Source organism: Pseudomonas sp. NPDC089996 (assembly GCF_044748405.1).
Classification (GTDB): Bacteria; Pseudomonadota; Gammaproteobacteria; order Pseudomonadales; family Pseudomonadaceae; genus Aquipseudomonas.
Genome location: NZ_JBIVGA010000008.1, coordinates 278,977 through 297,927 on the forward strand (window position 1 = coordinate 278,977; position 18,951 = coordinate 297,927).

An 18,951-nucleotide genomic window follows, 5' to 3' on the forward strand; every position below is an offset into this window, starting at 1 on the left:
GCGCACTCAGAGCGCGTTGAACAGGCTCAGCTGGCTGATGCGCGCGAACGCCTGCTGGGAGGCTTCGAGCGTGGTCTTCTGCTGAGTCAGGCGGATCAGCACCTCGGCAGGGTCCGAGTCGCGGATCGACGACTGCGTGGTGGTGTTGGCGATGCTCAGGCTTTCGTTGGTGTTCTGCTGGATTTCCAGCGCCTTGCCGCGTGCGCCGATATCGGTGACGGCCCGGCTGAGCGTGTCCTGGCCGCTCTGGATGTTGGCGATGGCCGAATCCAGGTCGGCGCGCAGCTGCTGGTAGGCCGCGTTGTCACCGTCGATCGGCTGGCTCAGGGCCGTGCGCAGCTTGGCCACACTGTCCAGCACGTTCTGGGTCTGGTGATTGTCGACATTGACCATGTACTGGTCACCGGACTGCTGCGGCGGCGTGCTGGTGAAGGTGAAATCCACACCCGCAGCCGACGCCACGTTGCCCGCCATGCTGCCACTGGCCACCGGCCGGCTGTCGGCGGTCAGCGGCTGGGCGTACAGCTCGAAGTCGGTGGCGCTGGTGAACTTGATCACCGCACCGCCGCTCGGGAACATGGCCTTGTACTTGGCCTGGTCGGTGACGTTGATCGACGATACCTGGGCGCTGGACGCGTTGCCCGGGCTACGGGTGGCGGTAATGGTGTCCGGCTTGCTCTGCAGGGTGAAGGTATGGCCGGCCACCACGGCATCGGCGTTGTCGCCATCCTGCAGGTTGATGTTCAGACGCAGGTCGACGCCACGGAAGCTGACCATCGAGCCGCCGGTGGTGTTGGGGTCGAAGCTGCCGCCCTGGCTGGCTTCTGCGGTCACGTCGTTGCCCTGGCTGTCGGTGATGCTGAACTTGGTGCTGCTGAGCATGGTGACCGTGTACGGCTGGCCGCTTCTGAAGCGGTCGTTGTAGGTGACGCTGCCAGACACCTGGCCGTTGGACAGCTTCACGCGCCCGTCATCCACGGCGGGCGAGGTCATGGTGGTGGAGGTGCGGCTGGTGTTCAGGGCCTGCTCGAACACGCTGTAACCGGAGGTGTTGCCGGCCATCTTGAGCATGTCGCCGACCTGCAGCTCCTGCTGGGTCTGGTCACCCTGGTAGGAATAGGTGCCATCGGCATTGCGCACGAACGGCGCGGTGTCGGTCTTGGAGCCGGCGAACAGGTACTGGCCGTTTTCGTCACGGCTGTTCATCAGGCTCAGCAACTGGTCTTCCAGCTGGCCCAGCTCGGCCGCCTTGGCCTTGCGTTCGGTGTCGGTATAACCGGCGTTACCCGACTCGATCGCCAGCTCGTTGACCCGCGACAGGATCGTGTTGATCGAGTTGAGCGTGGTCTCGCTCTGGTTCAGCGAGTTGGTGATGTTGGTGGCGTTGGTCTTGTATTGCGCCAGCATGTCTGCCTGGTTGCCTAGCTGCAGCAGGCGCGCCGCACCCACCGGGTCGTCGGCGGCGGTATTGACCCGCACGAAGGAGCTGGCTTCTTCGTTGGTCTTGACCACGTTGGAATAGTTGCGCTGGTAGTTTGCCGCGCTGGACGCATAGAACTGGGCCGTGGAAATACGCATGGGTCAAGACTCCTTAAAGCGCGGCGATCAGGGTGTTGAAGGTTTCCTGCGCCGCCTTGATGATCTGCGACGAGGCGGTGTAGTACTGCTGGTACTTCACCAGGTTGCCGGCTTCTTCATCCAGCTGCACACCGGATACCGAATCGCGGGCGCCGGTTGCCTGGGTCAGGATCACGCCGGTTGCCTGCGCATCCATCTGGCCCTGCTTGGCCTGGGCCCCGACGTTTTCCACCAGCTTGCCGTAGGCATCGGTGATGCTGATGCCCTTGGTCGAACCAATGTCCATGGTCTGCTTGGTCTGCAGCTCCTGCAGGGACAGCGCGTTGCGGTTGTCCGAAGAACCGGCGCCGGTCAGCGACACGGTGAAGCTGTCGCCATTCTTCGGCGCACCGGCAACGTCCATCTCGAAACTGAACGACTTCTGGTTGCCGCTGGCGTCATTGATCGGGTTGCCCGCGGAGTCGATCATCGGTACATCGAATTTCAGGGTGTTGCTCTGCCCCGGGACGAAAGTGCCGGTGCCAATGCTGTTGCCCTTGGCATCGAAGGCTTCGTAGGTTTGCGGCGACGTGGTTTCGTCACCGAACACCAGGCGTAGCGGGGTGGAATACTTGATGCCGGTCTGCAGCTCCTGGCGTTGTGCCGGGTCGGCGATGTCCAGCACCGAGGTCAGCACCGGCTGGGTGATCACGCCGGTGCCGGTATTGCCGCTGCCCGAGGTGGCGGTCAGCGGCGCGGCCAGCGCCAGGCGCTTGGCATCGGTGAGCACCACGCCGATTTCGGCCGAGGCGTTGCGGGTCGGGGTGATCTTGAAGCTGTCGCCCACGGCGGCAGTGCCGCTCTTGAGGTCGAGGCTGAAACCGTCGATGACCGGTGCCGGGTCGTCGTTGGTGCTGTAGGTGCCCATGTCGGTGCCGTCAGGCAGTTTCTTGACCTGATACTTGTCGGCGCCGGGGCCGACGAAGGTCACCTGGTAGTCGCTGGTGCTCAGCTTGCCGGTATCGCGGATCACCACGTTCAGCGCAGCGCTGCCGCTGTTGCCGACCTTGGGGGTGCTGCGCGCGGACATCGCCTTGTCGCTGTTGATGTCGCCAAACAGCGCCGCGCCGAACTCGCCGTTCTTGTCGATACCTTGGCCGAGCTGCGAGTTGATCTGCTGCGACACCACCAGTGCGATGCGGCCCAGCTCGTTCATGGCCGGCGCCAGGGTTTCGCTGCGATAGCGCAGCAGGCCGCCCATTTCGCCACCGCTGATGCTGCTGGTGATGTCCATGGTGGTGCTGCCACGGTCGAGCTTGACCGCGAACTGGGTCGGGTCGGTGGCACTTGGCTCGGCGCTCATCTTGTTGGTGGTCTTGCCCAGCACCAGCGACTGGCCGTTCTTCAGGTAGACGTCGATGCTGCCGTCGCGATCGACGGTCTGCACGCCGACCAGCTCATTGAGCTGGCGCACCGCTTCGTTACGCTGGTCCAGCAGGTCGTTCGGCTGGCCATTGACGGCCGATGTCTTGGATATCTGCTCGTTGTACTGGGCAATGCTCGACGTCAGCTCGTTGATGCGCGAGGTCATCGAGGCGAGGTTGCCGTTGATGTTGCTGTTCTGCTCCTTGAACTGGGCAGACAGGCTGTTGAAGCGGCTCGCCAAGGCCTCTGCGTTGCTCAGCAACAGCTGACGGGAAGCGTCTTCGGTCGGCTTGTTGGCAGCGCTCTGCAAGGCCGAGAAGAAGTTGGTCAGCGCACCCGTGATACCGGTATTGCTGTCGGACAACAGGTTGTTGAGCGGCGTAACCTGGTTCAGGTAGGCGGTGCTGTCGCTGTTGAGCGACGTGGCGGTCTGCAACTGAGCATCCAGGAAGGCGTTGTACACGCGGCGGACATCGCCCAGGGTGGTGCCGGTGCCCATGAACACCTGGCCTTCCTGGAGCGAGCCCTTGGCGCGCTGGATGTTCTGCTGGCGGGAATACCCGGCGACATCGGCGTTGGCGATGTTGTTGCCGGTGGTATGCAGCCCCGCCTGGGAGGCCGACAGTCCCGACAGGCCAATATTGATCAGACTCGCCATGGTTCCATACCCTTAAAGTTTCGTTGTGGTACCGAGCATTGCGTAGCTCTCGTACGACTTCATCTGTCTTGCGATCTGCGTGATCTTGCTGGCGTAGTTCGGGTCGGTGGCGTACCCGGCCTTTTGCAGTTCTCGCACGAATTGTTCTGGGTTATCGGCCGACTTCACCGCATCTTGATAGCGCGAATTGTTCTGCAGCAGGCTCACCAGGTCGTGGAAACTGTCCTGGTACGAATCGTACGAGCGGAACGCCGCGGTCTCCTTGACGAACTGGCCGTCACGGAATTCGCTGGTGATCGCCCGCGCCGAATCGCCTTCCCAGTTGCCACTGGCCTTGATGCCGAACAGGTTGTGGCTGCTGCTGCCGTCACTGTTGCGCATGACCGACTTGCCCCAGCCGGTTTCCAGGGCGGCCTGGGCCACCAGGTAGCGTGGGTCGACACCGATGCGCTTGGCGGCCTGTTCGGCCATTGGCAGCATGGTCGCGACGAACGTGTCGCTGTCGCTGAAGGCCTTGTTCGGCGCCAGCGGTGGCTGCGCCACGGCGCGGCCGGTGATGCGCAGGCCGTTGTCGGGAATGGCGATGGCCTTGGCCACCTGCTGCCCGTCACGGGCCGGCACTGCGGCGGTATGAGTGGCCGCAGCCGGGCTGGTGGCCGACGGCACGATACCGGCCAGCAGGCGGTCGGTGAGCTTGCCCGGCAACGCCAGGCGCCGCGAATTGAGCGCGGCGACGTCGTTGCGCGCGGCCGTGGATGCGGCGGCCTGCACCGGCTCCGCGACCTTGCTGCCCCACAGCGCCGGCGCGCTGCCTTCGATGCGCGGAAACGGACTGGTGTTTACCGGGGCGGCCTTGTTTTTCGACAGCTGACGCACCAGCACGTCCTGCAGGCCGATACCGCCACCCTCGCGGGACATGCTCACGGCCAGCTGCTGGTCGTACATGTCGCGGTACTGCTTGACCGTCTCGGTGTTCATCGGGTTGTCGTCAGCCAGCACATCGCTGGCCTTGCGCGAGGCCTTGAGCATTTCGCTGATGAACAACGACTCGAACTCCTGAGCCACCTTGCGCACGTTGGCGTCGCTGTCGCGATCGCCGTGCTTGAGCGAGCTCAGGCGGTTGAGGTCGGTGTAGGCACCGCTGTCGGCGTGGCTGGAGACCAGGCTTTTCGAATTCATCCGTGGCGTCCTCAGATCACGATCAGGTCGGCCTGCAAGGCGCCGGCCTGCTTCAAGGCTTCAAGGATGGCCATCAGGTCGCTCGGCGCCGCGCCGACCTGGTTCACCGCACGGACGATCTCATCCAGCGTGGTGCCCGGGCCGAACTTGAACATCGGCTTGGCTTCCTGTTCGGCATTGACCCGCGAACGCGGAACCACGGCCGTCTGGCCATTGGAGAACGGGCCCGGCTGGCTGACGATCGGGTCTTCGGTGATGGTCACGGTCAGGCTGCCGTGGGTCACCGCCGCTGGCGATACCTTGACGTTCTGGCCAATGACGATGGTGCCGGTGCGCGAATTGATGATGACCTTGGCAACGGCCTGGCCCGGGTCGATCTCGAGGTTCTCGAGGATCGACAGGTAGTCCACGCGCTGGCTCGGGTCCATGGGCGCGGTGACCCGCACCGACCCGCCGTCCACCGCCTGGGCCACGCCTGGGCCGAGCAGTTCGTTGACCTTGTCGACGATGCGCTTGGCCGTGGTGAAGTCGGGGCGGTTGAGGTTCAGGGTCAGGCTGTTGCCCTGGTTGAAGCCGCTCGGCACCGCGCGCTCGACCGAAGCGCCGCCAGGAATACGGCCGGCCGACGGAACGTTGACGGTGATCTTCGAGCCGTCACGGCCTTCGGCATCGAAGCCGCCGACCACCAGGTTGCCCTGGGCGATGGCGTAGACATTGCCGTCGATACCCTTGAGCGGGGTCATCAGCAAGCTGCCGCCGCGCAGGCTCTTGGAGTTGCCGATCGACGAAACGGTGATGTCCACCACCTGGCCCGGCTTGGCGAATGCCGGCAGGTCGGCATGCACCGACACGGCGGCGACGTTCTTCAGCTGCACGTTGCCAGAGCCAGCCGGCACCTTGATGCCGAACTGCGACAGCATGTTGTTGAAGGTCTGCAGGGTGAACGGGGTCTGGGTGGTCTGGTCACCCGTGCCGTTGAGCCCCACCACCAGGCCATAGCCGATCAACTGGTTGGAACGCACGCCGGAGATGCTGGCAATGTCCTTGAGGCGCTCGGCATGGGCACCGAACGCGCAGGACAGGAGCAGGGTCGCGGCAATCAGCTGCCTAACGTTGAACATGTTCATCCGTACTCAGAAGGGCCACAGCGGGCTCAGGAAGAAGCGGTCCAGCCACCCGGGCTGACTGGCATCGGCGAACGACCCGGTGCCCGAATAGGTGATGCGCGCATCGGCTACGCGGGTAGACGGCACGGTGTTGTCGGTGGCGATGTCGTCGGCGCGGATCAGGCCGGCGATGCGCACCAGCTCTTCACCGGTGTTCAGGGTCATCCACTTCTCGCCGCGCACGGCGATGATGCCGTTGGGCAGTACCTCGGCCACGGTGACGGTGATCGAACCGGTCAGGGTGTTGCCCTGGGTGGCCTTGCTGTCGCCCTTGGTGGTGCGGTCGCCGCTGTAGCCCGCTTCCAGCGACAGGTCGCCGCTGCCGAACGGGTTGTTGGTGTTCGGGGTGGTGCCGAACAGCGAGGTCAGGCCGATGTTGGCGTTACTGTTCTTCTGGATCTGCGAACCCGCGTTCTTGCTCGCCGAGGTGCGCTCGTTGAGGGTGATGGTGATGATGTCACCCACGCGGAACGCCTTGCGGTCGGTGTACAGGCCCTGCTCGAAACCGGCCTGGTAGATCGAACCGTTGTTGGCTGCCGCCGGCAGCGGGGTGCGCGGCAGAACCGGCGCGTAATACGGGTCGTTAGGCTTGGGCGTCGGCGCGACGCAACCGGCCAGCACAACCGCCCCCCCCAGGGCGAACACAGACAACAGACGCTTCATGACACTTACCTCACGGTGTAACGGGAACAGAACCTGCACTAGGGCTTTCAGAGCTGTTGAGTCACGAACGACAGCATCTGGTCGGCGGTGGAGATAACCTTGGAGTTCATCTCGTAGGCACGCTGGGTGGTGATCATGTTCACCAGCTCTTCGACGGTGCTGACGTTGGAGTTTTCCAGGGTCTGCTGCAGGGTGGTGCCGAAGCCGTTCAGGCCCGGGGTACCGACCTGCGGTGCGCCACTGGCGGCGGTTTCCAGGAACAGGTTGTCACCGATCGCCTGCAAGCCGGCCGGGTTGATGAAATCGGCGGTCTGGATGTTGCCGATGACCTGTGCGGCCGGGTTGCCGGCGGTGGTGATCGACACGGTGCCGTCCTGGCCGACGGTGAAGGTCTGGGCCTCGTTCGGCACCACGACCGCCGGCTCCAGGGCGAAGCCCTGGGCAGTGACGATCTGGCCATCGGAGTTCAGGTGGAAGGTACCGTCACGGGTGTACGAGACGGTGCCGTCCGGCTGCAACACCTGGAAGAAGCCGCGGCCGTTGACCGCCATGTCCAGCGGGTTTTCGGTGGTCTGCAGGCTGCCGGTCTGGAAGCTTTTCTGGGTGCCGACGATGCGCACACCGGTACCGACCTGCAGGCCCGACGGCAACTCGCTGTCCTGGGTCGACTGCGCGCCTGGCTGACGCTTGATCTGGTACAGCAGGTCGGCGAATTCGGCGCGATCACGCTTGAAGCCGGTGGTCGAGACGTTGGCCAGGTTGTTGGAAATGACGGTCAGGTTGGTGTCCTGGGCGGACAGGCCGGTTTTAGCGACCCAAAGAGCCGGAAGCATCAGTATTCTCCTCGTGCGCCTGTTTTACGGCACCCGTTCAAAGTTGGTTAGCCGATTTGCAAAACACGCGCCATGGCTTCATCGCCTTCCTTGGCCGCGTTCATCATTTTCACGTGCAGCTCGAACTGGCGGGACAGCGCCAGCACCGAGGTCATTTCTTCCACGGCGTTGACGTTGCTGCCTTCGAGGAAGCCCGACACCACCCGCACATTGACGTCGGCGGCAGCCGGCTGGCCGTTCTGGGTGTGGATCAGCCCGTCCAGGCCCTTGGTCATGCCCTTGATGTCCGGGTTGACCAGCTTGATGCGGTCGACCTCGGCCATCACCCGCGGGTCTTCGCCCATCGAACGGATGCTGAGGGTGCCGTCGGCACCGACTTCGACTTTCTGCTCTGGCGGAATGGCGATCGGGCCACCGTTGCCGATCACCGGCATGCCGTTGCCGGCGCGCAGCACGCCGAGGGCGTCGATGTTCAGGCTGCCGGTGCGCACGTAGGCTTCGCTGCCATCGGGCGCCTGCACGGCGATGAAGCCCTGCCCGGTCACGGCCACGTCCAGGTCACGCCCGGTCTCGACCATCGGCCCCTCGCTGAAGTCGGTGGCCGGGCGCTCGGTCATGGCAAACGCCCGTGACGGAAAGCTGTCACCGAACACCGGCATCGAGCGCGCCTGTTCCAGGTCGCGCTGGAAGCCATTGGTCGAAACGTTCGCCAGGTTGTTGGCATGGGCCTTCTGCGCCAGCGCGTTCTGGCTGGCGCCGGTCATGGCCACGTAAAGCATCTTGTCCACAGTCATCCTCCGCTGCACTGACGATCGTTTGCCGCTCGCCGCTGCTGTGCAGGCTCTAAAGCAAGTTCCGAACCAACTTTTCGAATTCATGAAAAAGCCCGTGGCTACGGGCTTTGTCGGGGTTTTGCCGGTGAGGTGCCGCCGGTTATCCGGCGCCGGGTTGCCGTTGGCGGCAATCCTGTACCGGCCTCATCAAGGTTCGCGGCAACCGCCATTGGTGTAGGGGCCTGCGAATTTCTTCCAACCTTCCCCTGGCGGCCACTGCGAGCACACCAGCCGGCCATCCGCCTGGCTTTCCCAGCGCCACCAGGGGGCGGTGCCGGCCTGGGCCTGGCACAGGCAGAACGCAGCGAGCAGTGTGACAGCCAGCTTTTTCATGAACCCTCCGCATCGCCGGGGCTGCTTTGCAGCCCTTTCGCGACACAAGGCCGCTCCTACAAGGAACTGCGTAATCCTGTAGGAGCGGCCTTGTGTCGCGAAAGGGCCGCAAGGCGGCCCCCTCAAAAACCATCAGGTCATCTGGATGATGGTCTGCATGATGGTGCTTTCGGTGGAGATGGTCTTGGCGTTGGCCTGGTAGTTGCTCTGGGCCTTGATCAGCTCGACCAACTCTTGGGTCAGGTTGACGTTCGAGTTTTCCAGCGCGTTCGATTCAACGCTGCCCAGGGTACCGGTCTTCGGCGAGTCGATGCCCGGAATGCCCGAGGAATAGGTCTCGGTCCAGCGCGTGCCGCCAACCTGTTGCAGCCCTTGTTCGTTGGCGAAGCTGGCCAGAGCCACCTGGCCGATGGCGCGCGACTGCTGGTTGCTGAAGCTGGCGAACATCACGCCGGTGGAGTCGATCGACAGGCTCGACAGGATACCGGTGGCATAGCCATCCTGGGACTGCGACATGCGCGCGGTCTCGGTGTTGTACGAGGTGGTGCTGTTCATCGACAGCTTCATGCCATCGGCGCTCTCCGCCGAGCCGTTGGAAGCCCAGTTGCCTGCAGCATCCTTGGCCGCCGGGACCCAACCCTTGAGGGTGAAGGTATTGTTGGTCACCGCCCATTCGGCGTTGGCCGGAGCACCCGCCGGAATGCTGGCCGGGTCGGTGGCCATGGACGCCACGCTACCGTCGGAATTGAAGGTCATGGTCGCTTCCAGCGGCGCAGCGGACGTCGGGTCCATCGGGTTGCGACCGTCTACCAGGGTGTACATGGTCCACTGGTTCGTACCGGTCTTGCGGTAGAACTGCTCCATGGTGTGCTCGTTGCCCTGGCTGTCGTACACCTTGGTCGGGAAGGACTTGGTGTAGGTGGTGTCATCCGTAGGGTCGAAGGTCGGGCCCGCAGGCGTAGCGCTCGGCAGCGGAATGATGGTCGCTTCGGAATTGAGGTTGATGCCCTGGTCGATCAGGGTGGTGGCCTTCGGCGCCAGCGACGAGGTATCGATCTTCAGGTCGGTCAGCACGCCGCGCTTGATGTTGCCGTTCTCGTCGGCAGCGTAGCCCTGCAGGCGCAGGCCGTCCGAGGTGACCACGTAGTTGTCCTTGTCGTTCTGGAAGGCGCCGGCGCGGGTGTACACGCGCGCGCCGTTGTCCGACAGGACGAAGAAGCCCTGGCCCTGGATGCCCATGTCCAGCACGTTGCCGGTGTTGTTGACGTCACCCTGGCTGAACTGCTGGGAAATGGCCGCCAGGCGCACACCGTTGCCGACCTGGTTCTTGCCCACGCCCAGGCGGTTGGCGCCGGCGTACACGTCGGCGAACTCGGCACGCGAGGATTTGAAACCGGTGGTGTTGACGTTGGCAATGTTGTTGCCGGTAACGTCCAGCTGCTTGTTGGCTGCGTACAGACCGCTAAGGCCGATATTGAAAGACATGCTGTTGCTCCTTTTTGCCGTTCTGTCGGCCTTAGATACCGATGGTTTGTACGTCGGACAGGGAAACCTTGCCCACACCTGCCAGGTTCAGCACCATCTCGCCGGTGGTGTTGAAGCTGACGCTGGTGACCTTGGCGGGCAGCAACGTGTTCATCTGCACCGCTTGGCCATCCACCGTGGTGGTGGCAGTGAAGGTGTAGGTGCCCGGGTCGACCTTCGCGCCGCTGTTGTTGGTGCCGTCCCAGATGAAATCGCCATAACCGGCTTTCTGCTCACCCAGTTCGATGGTCTTGACGGTGTTGCCATCCTTGTCGGTGATGGTGACCTTGGCTTCGCTGATGGCCTCGGGCACCACGAACTGCGCATTGAAGCTCTCAGCGGTATCGACGATGGCCTGGTCGTTCTGCACGATCACCGAACGGCCTACCAGGGAGGATGCCTGCAGCGCCTGCGACGAAGCCATGGCGCTGGTGATGGAACTGACCGACTCGTTCAGCGAAGTGATGCCCTCAAGGCTGCTGAACTGCGCCAGCTGGGCAACGAACTCGCTGTTGTCCTGCGGGTCGAGCGGGTTCTGGTTCTGCATCTGGGTAACCAGCAACTGCAGGAACGCATCCTTGCCCAGGGCCTGACCGCCGGTGGCGGAGCTGGTCGTGGAGGTTTTCTTGTCGGTGCTGGTGACACCGGACGCCGCGATCACGTCGTTGAGGTTTACACCGCTGGTGCTATCGACTGCCATGGTCTGGATTCCTTATCACTGACCCAGGGTCAGCACTTTCTGCATCATGTTCTTGGCGGTGTTCATCAGCTCGGCGTTGGTCTGGAACGCACGGCTGGCGGAGATCATGTCAGCCATTTCCTCGACCACGTTGACGTTCGGGTAGTAGACGTAGCCGTCTTTGTTCGCCGCCGGGTGATTGGGCTCGTAGCGCGCTTCCAGGTTGCTCTGGTCTTCGACGATACCCTTGACCTGCACACCCTGCCCTGCCTGCCCCTGGTCCTCGAACAGCGACTGGCTGACGCCGCCCTGCGCGTCCTGGAACGTGGTGGCGAACACCGGGTGACGCGCACGGTAAGTCTGGTCGATGCTCGACGACACGGTCTCGGCGTTGGCGATGTTCGAGGCAACGGTATTGAGGCGAGTGTTCTGCGCGCTCATGCCACTGCCGGCGATGTTGAAAACACTGGAAATGGACATGGATTACTCTCCGCGCAGGGCTGAAACCAGCCCTTTGAATTTACTGTTGAGCAAGGTGAAGCTGGCCTGGAAGCCGATGGCGTTTTCCGTGTAGTTCGATTGCTCGATCTGGGCGTCCACGGTGTTCTGGTCGATCGACGGCTGGGTCGGCGTGCGGTACTGCAGCGCGTCGTCAGCCATCGCCAGGCCTTCGGCCTCGATGTGGCGGCTGTTGGTGCGGTCCATGGCGAAGCGCCCGCCGCTTTGCTGCTTCTGGCTCTCGGCGGCGAGCACCGAAGAGAAGTCCATGTCACGCGCCTTGTAGTTGGGCGTGTCGGCGTTGGCGATGTTGTTGGCCAGCACTTCGGCGCGCTGGGCGCGGAAGCCCAGTGCCTTTTCGTGAATGCCAAGCGCCTTGTCGAAACTGATGCTCATGTCGGGGAAACCTCGAAGGTTGGCCGGAATTTCGTTGGCCAAGCCACAGCAAGGGCTGTGCCAAGTTTCGCAAAGCCCACGATTGTTGGGCTGCAGGCGGTTCTTCGGGGTGCGGGATGCCAGAAAAGCGGCAAAGTGCTTCCGCCTGGAGAAGGCAAAGCGGCAATTGCCGGGCGGCGAAAGCGGCAAAACAAAAAATTGACGGAGCCTGCTGCGGCAAACTTTAGGAAAGCTCCTACAGCCATCTCGGAATTTTCCTGGTCGTGTTTGTGATGAGATTTTCCCTGCACACAATTGTCAGGGAGACACCTCATGTTTCTGAGTCATCTGATACCGTCATGGCACGAAATCGAGTCACGCATTACCGACCAGATGGGCTATCAGGGAGGCGCTCATTTCCGTACCTACTACAACGAAGCGGCGCCCTCGCTTGCGCTCACCTTGCGCCGCGTGCGGGCAGTCCAGTTCGCCTTCGATCAAGCCGAATGGCAGGCCGCACACACGCTGCGCCAACGCTTTGCCGACCTGGAAATCTCCAGCATCATCGCCGAGTTGCTGATTACCGTCAGGCAGATGGCGATGATTGTCGTTGGCAGCACCCTCACCGGCGGTGCCATCGGTGCAGGGATTGGCGCTTTTGGCGCAGGAGCCGGCGCGATCCCTTTTGCTGGCGCCGGCGCGGCCATGGGCCTCAAGGTCAGTGGCTGGATCCTCGGCGTGCTGGGCCTATCGTCCATTGCCGAGTTTTTCATCGACGGTTTGCCGCGTATCGGTGAGTACTACATCGACGGTATCCGCAGCGCCTGGGAGGGAACGCGTGGCGAGGAGGGTTTGACCGCGTTCAGCCAGGACGACCCCAATGCGATATCGCGGGCCGCTCATTCGATAGCCCTTGGCCATGTGGAGGTCGTGGTGCTGTTGCTGGGTGCGATTGTCTCGCACCTGACCCGCGGGCGCGGTGATGCACGGGTGCTGGCCCAGGAAATGGCAGCCAGCAATAAAGGAGCACGGCTTGGGCAGTGGATGCTCAAGCATGAGGAGGACCTGAAGAAGCGGCCGGACTTACAGGCCCCAGAACGGCGTCAGGGAGCGGTAGCCGGGCGAAATTCAGAGGCGCCGAATAGCCATAAGGATGACAAGAGGCCGACGAAAAGCCACCCTGGCGTCATGGCATTGCATCATGTTGAATGCTTTAAAACAGGCACATTGCCGGAGCATAAGACAGGGGAATTCAAGCGACAGCTTAACGGTCAAGAGGATGGGCTCAACTGGATGACGATTGAGGAGTTCTTGGAGAGCGTTACGTCCCCGAACAAACGAAACCCCGGAATTGCCAAAAAAGCCAGGGTCCATTATGAGGACGACATCCGAAACAGTATCGCTCAAGAGCTCCGAAAAACACTCGACCCCTTAGAAGCTGAACTGGCCGCAATCGAAAAAGCCAAAAACCGGATGTCCGTGTTAGCTGCGCTGCACAACCCTGACCTCATAGCAGGCGGCAAGGATATAATCTCGGATTTCGGCGACCGCCAGGTTAACTCTGTGATAGGACCACAATGGAAAACGAAACTACCAAACCTAAAAAGGGCAGCCGAGAAGGTCCCAGCAGAACTTCGAAGCACAACACGCATGAACACGAAACTACATAAGTGCTAAGAGGGCTTCCATGATGGATAAAGTTTTTGCCAGGTTCATCGAAATTTTTGGACCCGCCATCGACCGCAGAGAGGTGCCTCCGTCAAGCCTCGAACGTTACAAAGACAAGCTCCCCCCCAAGCTTCTGGAGTACTGGGCCGAGCATGGCTGGGGAGGATACGGGGAAGGCATTATTTGGTTAGTCAACCCTCAGGACTACGAAGCTGTCGTATCGTCGTGGATAGAGAACACACCACTCCATTCGCAAGATTCATATCACCTCATCGCCAGAAGCGCGTTTGGTGACCTCTACCTGTGGGGCGAGAAAACCGGGGCATCACTGACAATATCAAGCGTTAGCTCACAGTACGTATTCCATAAAAACAATTTCACAAAGGCAGAACTAGATGCGGAGCTTCAGGGCTTTATCCTTTCAAGACGAGTGGCGTCGAACGATTTCAACGATTTATTCAAGCCTGCCCAAAAAAAACTAGGCAGCCTTAAGCACGACGAAATGTATGGATTTTTCCCAGCACTGATGTTGGGCGGTTCTGACTCTCTCAAATTCTTGAAAAAGGTCAGTGCAGTTGAGCATTTGATTTTCCTTGCTCAACTCACTGATCTAGAGCCGTACTTTTTCTCGGAAGTACCCACTTGAGAATGTTGTTCAGCAAATCGAGAGCCGCCGCGCGGCGGCTCGACTTGACGGGCACTACAGAACCGCCGGCGTACGCCCGGCACTCCCCTGTCACTTGGCTTGGTAAATAATCCCCGGACTGCACTGCACCATCTGATAATGGTCCGGCAACCCGTTCAGCGCTTCCGAGGCACCGAGGAACAGGTAGCCACCCGGCTTCAGGGTGCTGTGAATCCGCAACAGAATGTCCTTCTTCACCTGCGCCGAGAAGTAGATCAGCACATTGCGGCAGAACACGATGTCGAACTTGCCCAGGCTCGCGTAGCTGTCGAGCAGGTTGAACGAGCGGAACTCGACGCGGCTGCGGATGGCCGGCTTGACCGCCCAACGCCCCGGCGCCTTGGTGTCGAAGTAGCGCTGCAAGCGCTCCTGGGACAGGCCACGGGCGATCGCCAGGCTGTCGTACTCACCGGTCTTGCAGTTGGTCAGCATCGAACCGGACAGGTCGGTGGCGACGATCTGCGCCCCCATCTTCAGCTGGCCCAGGTTGCTGCGTTCGAACTCGTCGATGGCCATCGAGATCGAGTACGGCTCCTGCCCCGACGAGCAGGCCGCCGACCACATGCGCAGGCGCTGGCCGGGGTTGTTCCTGATGAACTCGGGGATGACCTTGTTCTTCAGCACCTCGAACGGGTAGGTATCGCGAAACCACAGGGTCTCGTTGGTGGTCATCGCATCCACCACCTGCTCGCGCAGGCCGCCCCTCGGCTGGGTCTGAATACGCTGCACCAGTTCGCCCAGGCTCTTGATGCCCTGCTGCTCCATCAGCTTGTTGAGACGGCTGGACACCAGGTACTGCTTATTCTCGCCCAGCAGGATGCCACAGGCTTTTTCCAGGAAGACCCTGAACTGTTCGAACTCCAAATTACCCGTAGACACTACTGCCGCCTCTTTTCAATCACTGGTGCCGGGAGCATGCCCCCGGACTGCTTCAATGCGCTGCCTTGATCCGGTCGACCACGCGCTGGGCCAGGTCGTCCGGCTTGAACTTGGCCAGGAAATCATCGGCCCCGACCTTCTTGACCATCGCCTGGTTGAATACCCCGGACAGCGAAGTATGCAGGCAGATGTGCAGTTTTTGCATGCGCGGGTCGCTGCGAATCTCCGCGGTAAGCGTATAGCCGTCCATCTCCGGCATTTCAATGTCGGAGATCATCATCAGGAACTCTTCTTCCGGCTTCTTGCCCTCGTCAACCAGCTTGCGCAGGTAATCCAGGGCCTGACGGCCATCGTTGAGCGCCACCACCTCCACACCGACCGTTTGCAGGCAGCGGCTGACCTGCTTGCGCGCCACCGACGAATCGTCGACGGTCAGCACCCGCAGCATCGTGGCCTTGTCCTGCACCTCGGCATCGATCACACCGGCGGACACCGATTCGGACGACGGCGCCACTTCGGCCAGCACCTTTTCCACGTCAATGATCTCGACCATGCGGTTGTCGACCCGGGTGACGGCGGTCAGGTAATGATCGCGACCGGTGCCCTTGGGTGGTGGATGAATCTCCTCCCAGTTCATGTTGACGATGCGCTCCACCGAATGCACCAGGAAGCCCTGGGTCTTGGTGTTGTACTCGGTGATGATCACGAAACTGTTGCGCGTTTCTTCCTGCAACCCTGGCAGGCCCGTCGCCATCGACAAGTCGAGGATCGGGATGGTCGCCCCGCGAATGTTGGCCACGCCCCGCACGACCGGGTGCGACTTGGGCAGCACGGTCAGCTCCGGGCACTGCAGCACCTCGCGGACCTTGAACACGTTGATGCCATAAAGCTGCGCCCCGTTGAGACGGAACAGCAGCAACTCCAGGCGATTCTGCCCAACCAGCTGCGTGCGCTGGTTGACTGAATCCATTACCCCCGCCATGCCTGACTCCTTATGCTTTCGGCCTTTTTGGTGCTACGTGGTCACCTAGTCGGCACGGGCTTTGCTTTTTTGAGCGCCATGTATATGAAAACGACAAATTTCCGACGACTGACGCAGCTGCTGAGCGGCACGCTCGCCGTGCTGTGCCTGCTGGCACCCGGCGTTCGCACGCTGGCGGATGCGGTTACCTTGCCTGAACAGCTTATCGGTGTCACCCAAGGGTTTCTTGAATTCAGCGTCGAGGACTACCTGGCCACCACCCAGACCCCTGGGCGCTACGAGATCCAGGTCAACTCGCTCGACCCGCGCCTGCGCATGCCACTGTGCAGCCAGCAGCTGGACGCTTCGCTCGAGAGCCCGGCGCAACCGCTGGGCCGGGTTACCGTGAGGGTGCGCTGCGATGGCAGCGCACCGTGGACGGTCTTCGTGCCGGCGACGGTGAAGCTGTTCCGCGAGGTAGTGGTGGTCACCCGCCCGCTCAAACGCGAGAATGTGATCGGCGAAAATGACGTGGCCTTGCGCGAGCGCGACGTCGGCACCCTGACCCAGGGCTTTCTCACCGACCTCGACCAGGCGGTAGGCATGAAGATGCTGCGCCCTACGGTGCTCGACCAGGTACTCACACCGCAGCACCTGGAACAGGCCGAAGTGGTGCGCAAGGGCGACCACGTGGTGATCACCGCGCGCAGTGGATCGTTGGCGGTGCGCATGCCCGGCGAGGCGTTGGCCAAGGGTGGCCAGGGCGAACAGATCCGGGTGCGCAACCTCAATTCGCAGCGGGTGGTCAAGGCCAGGGTCACCGCCCCCGGCCAGGTCGAGGTCGCCATGTAGATTACGCTGGCGGTGTGCAACTGCTTTTCCTAAACTGTGCGGAAACGGGTGTGCGAGCTTGCTGACAGGCGGCTATGCATTTGTGCCTAAAGTTTCTTTCGGGTTGGCCGAAAACAAGGCAAGCGTCCAAATACCCAGAGGTTTCCGATCATGGTCATCGACTTCAGTCGTTTGAATAACTCTCCGTCCATCACGGGCGGCGTTCGTGGCAATGCCACGTCCGGTAACGCCGAGAAAGCCGGCGAAACCCAAGAAGCGCCAAAAAGCGCCAGCGCCAGCGGAGAAGCGGTACACCTCAGTCAAGAGGCCCAGCAGTTGCAAAAGGTCAGCGACAAGCTGCGCGACCAGCCCGTCGTCAACAGTGCCCGCGTGGCGCAGTTGAAGCAGGCGATCGCAGACGGCAGCTACCAGGTCGACGCCGGCCGTGTCGCCAGCAAACTGCTCGATTTCGAAGCCCAGCGCTGACCGTTCGGCGCGCTGACTTCACGGACGCTATGTAAAGCCAAGAGTTAGCCATGCACGACATCACTTTGCTGCAACTGATCGAAGACGACATCGCTCCGACCCAGGAGCTGCTCGAACTCCTCCAACAGGAGTCGATGGCCCTGCACGGTCGCGACATGGCGCCACTGGAGGGCATCCTGGCCCGCAAGCAGTCGCTGATCGTCCTGCTCGAGCAGCAAGGCATGCGTCGCAACAACCTGCTCACCAGCCTTGGCCTCAGCGCCAACCGCGCTGGCGTGCAGGCATTGGCGGCGCAGTCGGACAACGGCGAGTTGATCCTGCAGCAGCTCGATGTGCTGAACCAGTTGATGAACGATTGCCAGAAGGTCAACGAGACCAACGGCAAGATCATTCAGGTGCAGCAACACGTCACGGCCAACCAGATCAGAATCCTCCAGGGCGGTGAAGCACCGTCACTCTACGACAGCCGTGGCACCACCTCTCCACTTGCCAAGCCCCGGGCGCTCAGCCAAGTGTGATTACTTCTATCAAGGCACGGAACATACTGGCAAAATGCCGTTACTTGCGTGTGTCGTTTTTGCCTGGAGATTGAAAACCCGTGTTCAATGAAACCGATGCCCCGCAACCGCCGAAGGTGCTGAACACGCCCTTGGAGATCGCGGCCAACCTGCGCCAGCTACAAGAAAGCCATGATCCATTGATCATCACCTTCCACGAGCGCAGCCAGCGGTTCCAGAGCTACGTGGTGGATGTGGACCGTGACAGCAATACCCTGGCGCTGGACGAAATGATCCCGCGCGATGGCGAAAAATTCATCGAGAACGGCGAACCGTTCCGCGTCGAAGGCTTCCACGACGGCGTGCGCATCGCCTGGGAGTGCGAGCACGCGCTGAAGATCAGCGAAGTCGACGGCCACCGCTGCTACCGCGGTGCCATGCCCGAAGAGATGACCTACCACCAGCGTCGCAACGCCTTCCGTGCAGCGCTGAAACTGTCGCAGCTGGTCGACATCATTCTCGACGGCAGCTACCTCAAGGGTAACGGCGCCATGCGCGGCAAGCTGCTGGACATATCCGCCACCGGCTGCAAGCTGCGCTTCGAAGGCAATGTCGAGGACCGCCTGCAACTGGGCCAGGTGTACGAACGCTTCAAGGCGAGCAACCCGCTGGGCCTGGTGGACACCATGGTCGAGCTGCGCCACCTGCACTATGAAGAGCGGATCAACACCACCTTCGCCGGGGTGCGCTTCCATAACCTCAATGGCCAGGCACAGCGCAAGATCGAGAGTTTCGTCTACCAGCTGCAGCGTGAAGCGCGGCGGTTCGACAAGGACGACTATTGAGTCGCCTGGTAATACCAGAACGCCACCCATCGGGTGGCGTTTTCGTTTGTGTTTCTCCTGTGCCGCCCTCTTCGCGGGCACGCCCGCTCCCACAGGATCGTACCGCTTTTGAACCTGTGCAGTACCTGTGGGAGATTCTATGGCAGGAGGCAATTTCTTTGAGGAGCCAGCCTCCCAGCGTTTTCCGTTGCCTTCAGGCGTGAAGCATCGCACTTGAAACCTCTTCCAAGTGTTTGGGTGCAACATCGGACCCTCAAGTGGGCTGCGCAGCAGCCCATCCAGCTCTAGCTGGCGAGTTTGGCACCTCCGGTGTACACCTCTGGCTTCCAGTCTGCCTGGTGCCTCAATAAGCCAAAGGCTAGCCTGGCCAGGCGGC

Annotated in this window: 20 protein-coding genes; 6 read left to right on the forward strand and 14 right to left on the reverse strand. The window is 61.7% G+C overall.

What is annotated here, in order from left to right; all coding sequences use genetic code 11:
• Positions 1-6 precede the first annotated feature (6 nt).
• The 12 genes from ACIPW4_RS16675 to flgB form a co-directional block, all read right to left on the reverse strand.
• Entirely contained in the window at positions 7-1,578 is a 1,572-nt protein-coding gene (locus ACIPW4_RS16675) for a flagellar hook-associated protein 3 (RefSeq protein WP_400659617.1), read from the reverse strand.
• A gap of 13 nt (positions 1,579-1,591) precedes the next feature.
• Positions 1,592-3,640 (reverse strand): flagellar hook-associated protein FlgK, encoded by a 2,049-nt coding sequence (flgK, locus tag ACIPW4_RS16680; protein ID WP_400659620.1) that lies wholly within the window; start codon positions 3,638-3,640, stop codon positions 1,592-1,594.
• Between the two features lie 12 nt (positions 3,641-3,652).
• The gene (gene flgJ / locus ACIPW4_RS16685) at positions 3,653-4,819 is read right to left on the reverse strand and encodes a flagellar assembly peptidoglycan hydrolase FlgJ (protein WP_400659623.1); all 1,167 of its coding nucleotides are present in this window, start codon (positions 4,817-4,819) and stop codon (positions 3,653-3,655) included.
• Between the two features lie 11 nt (positions 4,820-4,830).
• Positions 4,831-5,940 (reverse strand): flagellar basal body P-ring protein FlgI, encoded by a 1,110-nt coding sequence (locus tag ACIPW4_RS16690; protein ID WP_400659626.1) that lies wholly within the window; start codon positions 5,938-5,940, stop codon positions 4,831-4,833.
• 12 nt (positions 5,941-5,952) lie between these two features.
• Positions 5,953-6,648, reverse strand: coding sequence for a flagellar basal body L-ring protein FlgH (gene flgH, locus ACIPW4_RS16695; protein ID WP_400659628.1), 696 nt, complete (start codon positions 6,646-6,648; stop codon positions 5,953-5,955).
• Between the two features lie 47 nt (positions 6,649-6,695).
• On the reverse strand, positions 6,696-7,481 hold the full coding sequence (gene flgG, locus ACIPW4_RS16700) for a flagellar basal-body rod protein FlgG (RefSeq protein WP_400659630.1): 786 nt from the start codon (positions 7,479-7,481) through the stop codon (positions 6,696-6,698).
• Between the two features lie 47 nt (positions 7,482-7,528).
• Positions 7,529-8,269, reverse strand: coding sequence for a flagellar basal-body rod protein FlgF (gene flgF / locus ACIPW4_RS16705; protein WP_400659633.1), 741 nt, complete (start codon positions 8,267-8,269; stop codon positions 7,529-7,531).
• Between the two features lie 192 nt (positions 8,270-8,461).
• On the reverse strand, positions 8,462-8,647 hold the full coding sequence (locus ACIPW4_RS16710; RefSeq protein WP_400659636.1) for a hypothetical protein: 186 nt from the start codon (positions 8,645-8,647) through the stop codon (positions 8,462-8,464).
• A gap of 132 nt (positions 8,648-8,779) precedes the next feature.
• Complete coding sequence (gene flgE / locus ACIPW4_RS16715; RefSeq protein WP_400659638.1) at positions 8,780-10,132, reverse strand: flagellar hook protein FlgE; 1,353 nt, start codon at positions 10,130-10,132, stop codon at positions 8,780-8,782.
• A 31-nt stretch (positions 10,133-10,163) separates the two neighbouring features.
• On the reverse strand, positions 10,164-10,871 hold the full coding sequence (gene flgD, locus ACIPW4_RS16720) for a flagellar hook assembly protein FlgD (RefSeq protein WP_400659641.1): 708 nt from the start codon (positions 10,869-10,871) through the stop codon (positions 10,164-10,166).
• A 15-nt stretch (positions 10,872-10,886) separates the two neighbouring features.
• Positions 10,887-11,330 (reverse strand): flagellar basal body rod protein FlgC, encoded by a 444-nt coding sequence (gene flgC, locus ACIPW4_RS16725; protein ID WP_400659644.1) that lies wholly within the window; start codon positions 11,328-11,330, stop codon positions 10,887-10,889.
• A gap of 3 nt (positions 11,331-11,333) precedes the next feature.
• Positions 11,334-11,744 (reverse strand): flagellar basal body rod protein FlgB, encoded by a 411-nt coding sequence (flgB, locus tag ACIPW4_RS16730; protein ID WP_400659647.1) that lies wholly within the window; start codon positions 11,742-11,744, stop codon positions 11,334-11,336.
• Between the two features lie 312 nt (positions 11,745-12,056).
• On the opposite strand from flgB, the gene ACIPW4_RS16735 reads away from it, so the two are divergent.
• On the forward strand, positions 12,057-13,400 hold the full coding sequence (locus tag ACIPW4_RS16735) for a DUF6861 domain-containing protein (protein ID WP_400659649.1): 1,344 nt from the start codon (positions 12,057-12,059) through the stop codon (positions 13,398-13,400).
• 13 nt (positions 13,401-13,413) lie between these two features.
• Positions 13,414-14,037, forward strand: coding sequence for a GAD-like domain-containing protein (locus ACIPW4_RS16740; protein ID WP_400659691.1), 624 nt, complete (start codon positions 13,414-13,416; stop codon positions 14,035-14,037).
• Between the two features lie 90 nt (positions 14,038-14,127).
• Here the strand turns inward: ACIPW4_RS16740 and cheR are convergent, their stop codons facing one another.
• Both cheR and ACIPW4_RS16750 read right to left on the reverse strand, forming a co-directional pair.
• Entirely contained in the window at positions 14,128-14,955 is an 828-nt protein-coding gene (gene cheR / locus ACIPW4_RS16745) for a protein-glutamate O-methyltransferase CheR (RefSeq protein ID WP_103446464.1), read from the reverse strand.
• Between the two features lie 52 nt (positions 14,956-15,007).
• A complete protein-coding gene (locus ACIPW4_RS16750; RefSeq protein WP_400659652.1) occupies positions 15,008-15,937 on the reverse strand; it encodes a chemotaxis protein CheV in 930 nt (309 codons plus the stop codon).
• Positions 15,938-16,015: 78 nt separating this feature from the next.
• On the opposite strand from ACIPW4_RS16750, the gene flgA reads away from it, so the two are divergent.
• The 4 genes from flgA (at position 16,016) to ACIPW4_RS16770 (ending at position 18,575) form a co-directional block, all read left to right on the forward strand.
• Complete coding sequence (flgA, locus tag ACIPW4_RS16755; RefSeq protein WP_400659654.1) at positions 16,016-16,768, forward strand: flagellar basal body P-ring formation chaperone FlgA; 753 nt, start codon at positions 16,016-16,018, stop codon at positions 16,766-16,768.
• 150 nt (positions 16,769-16,918) lie between these two features.
• A complete protein-coding gene (gene flgM / locus ACIPW4_RS16760; protein WP_400659657.1) occupies positions 16,919-17,233 on the forward strand; it encodes a flagellar biosynthesis anti-sigma factor FlgM in 315 nt (104 codons plus the stop codon).
• A gap of 50 nt (positions 17,234-17,283) precedes the next feature.
• Entirely contained in the window at positions 17,284-17,751 is a 468-nt protein-coding gene (locus ACIPW4_RS16765; protein ID WP_400659660.1) for a flagella synthesis protein FlgN, read from the forward strand.
• Positions 17,752-17,831: 80 nt separating this feature from the next.
• Complete coding sequence (locus ACIPW4_RS16770) at positions 17,832-18,575, forward strand: flagellar brake protein (RefSeq protein ID WP_400659663.1); 744 nt, start codon at positions 17,832-17,834, stop codon at positions 18,573-18,575.
• Positions 18,576-18,951: the final 376 nt, after the last annotated feature.

What these genes read in the sequence shown, in the direction of transcription:
- ACIPW4_RS16675 (WP_400659617.1), bottom strand. Translation starts at nt 1,578, where the DNA reads ATGCGTATTTCCACGGCCCAGTTCTATGCGTCCAGCGCGGCAAACTAC.
- flgK (WP_400659620.1), bottom strand. Translation starts at nt 3,640, where the DNA reads ATGGCGAGTCTGATCAATATTGGCCTGTCGGGACTGTCGGCCTCCCAG.
- flgJ (WP_400659623.1), bottom strand. Translation starts at nt 4,819, where the DNA reads ATGAATTCGAAAAGCCTGGTCTCCAGCCACGCCGACAGCGGTGCCTAC.
- ACIPW4_RS16690 (WP_400659626.1), bottom strand. Translation starts at nt 5,940, where the DNA reads ATGTTCAACGTTAGGCAGCTGATTGCCGCGACCCTGCTCCTGTCCTGC.
- flgH (WP_400659628.1), bottom strand. Translation starts at nt 6,648, where the DNA reads ATGAAGCGTCTGTTGTCTGTGTTCGCCCTGGGGGGGGCGGTTGTGCTG.
- flgG (WP_400659630.1), bottom strand. Translation starts at nt 7,481, where the DNA reads ATGCTTCCGGCTCTTTGGGTCGCTAAAACCGGCCTGTCCGCCCAGGAC.
- ACIPW4_RS16710 (WP_400659636.1), bottom strand. Translation starts at nt 8,647, where the DNA reads ATGAAAAAGCTGGCTGTCACACTGCTCGCTGCGTTCTGCCTGTGCCAG.
- flgE (WP_400659638.1), bottom strand. Translation starts at nt 10,132, where the DNA reads ATGTCTTTCAATATCGGCCTTAGCGGTCTGTACGCAGCCAACAAGCAG.
- flgD (WP_400659641.1), bottom strand. Translation starts at nt 10,871, where the DNA reads ATGGCAGTCGATAGCACCAGCGGTGTAAACCTCAACGACGTGATCGCG.
- flgC (WP_400659644.1), bottom strand. Translation starts at nt 11,330, where the DNA reads ATGTCCATTTCCAGTGTTTTCAACATCGCCGGCAGTGGCATGAGCGCG.
- flgB (WP_400659647.1), bottom strand. Translation starts at nt 11,744, where the DNA reads ATGAGCATCAGTTTCGACAAGGCGCTTGGCATTCACGAAAAGGCACTG.
- ACIPW4_RS16735 (WP_400659649.1), top strand. Translation starts at nt 12,057, where the DNA reads ATGTTTCTGAGTCATCTGATACCGTCATGGCACGAAATCGAGTCACGC.
- ACIPW4_RS16740 (WP_400659691.1), top strand. Translation starts at nt 13,414, where the DNA reads ATGGATAAAGTTTTTGCCAGGTTCATCGAAATTTTTGGACCCGCCATC.
- ACIPW4_RS16750 (WP_400659652.1), bottom strand. Translation starts at nt 15,937, where the DNA reads ATGGCGGGGGTAATGGATTCAGTCAACCAGCGCACGCAGCTGGTTGGG.
- flgA (WP_400659654.1), top strand. Translation starts at nt 16,016, where the DNA reads ATGTATATGAAAACGACAAATTTCCGACGACTGACGCAGCTGCTGAGC.
- flgM (WP_400659657.1), top strand. Translation starts at nt 16,919, where the DNA reads ATGGTCATCGACTTCAGTCGTTTGAATAACTCTCCGTCCATCACGGGC.
- ACIPW4_RS16765 (WP_400659660.1), top strand. Translation starts at nt 17,284, where the DNA reads ATGCACGACATCACTTTGCTGCAACTGATCGAAGACGACATCGCTCCG.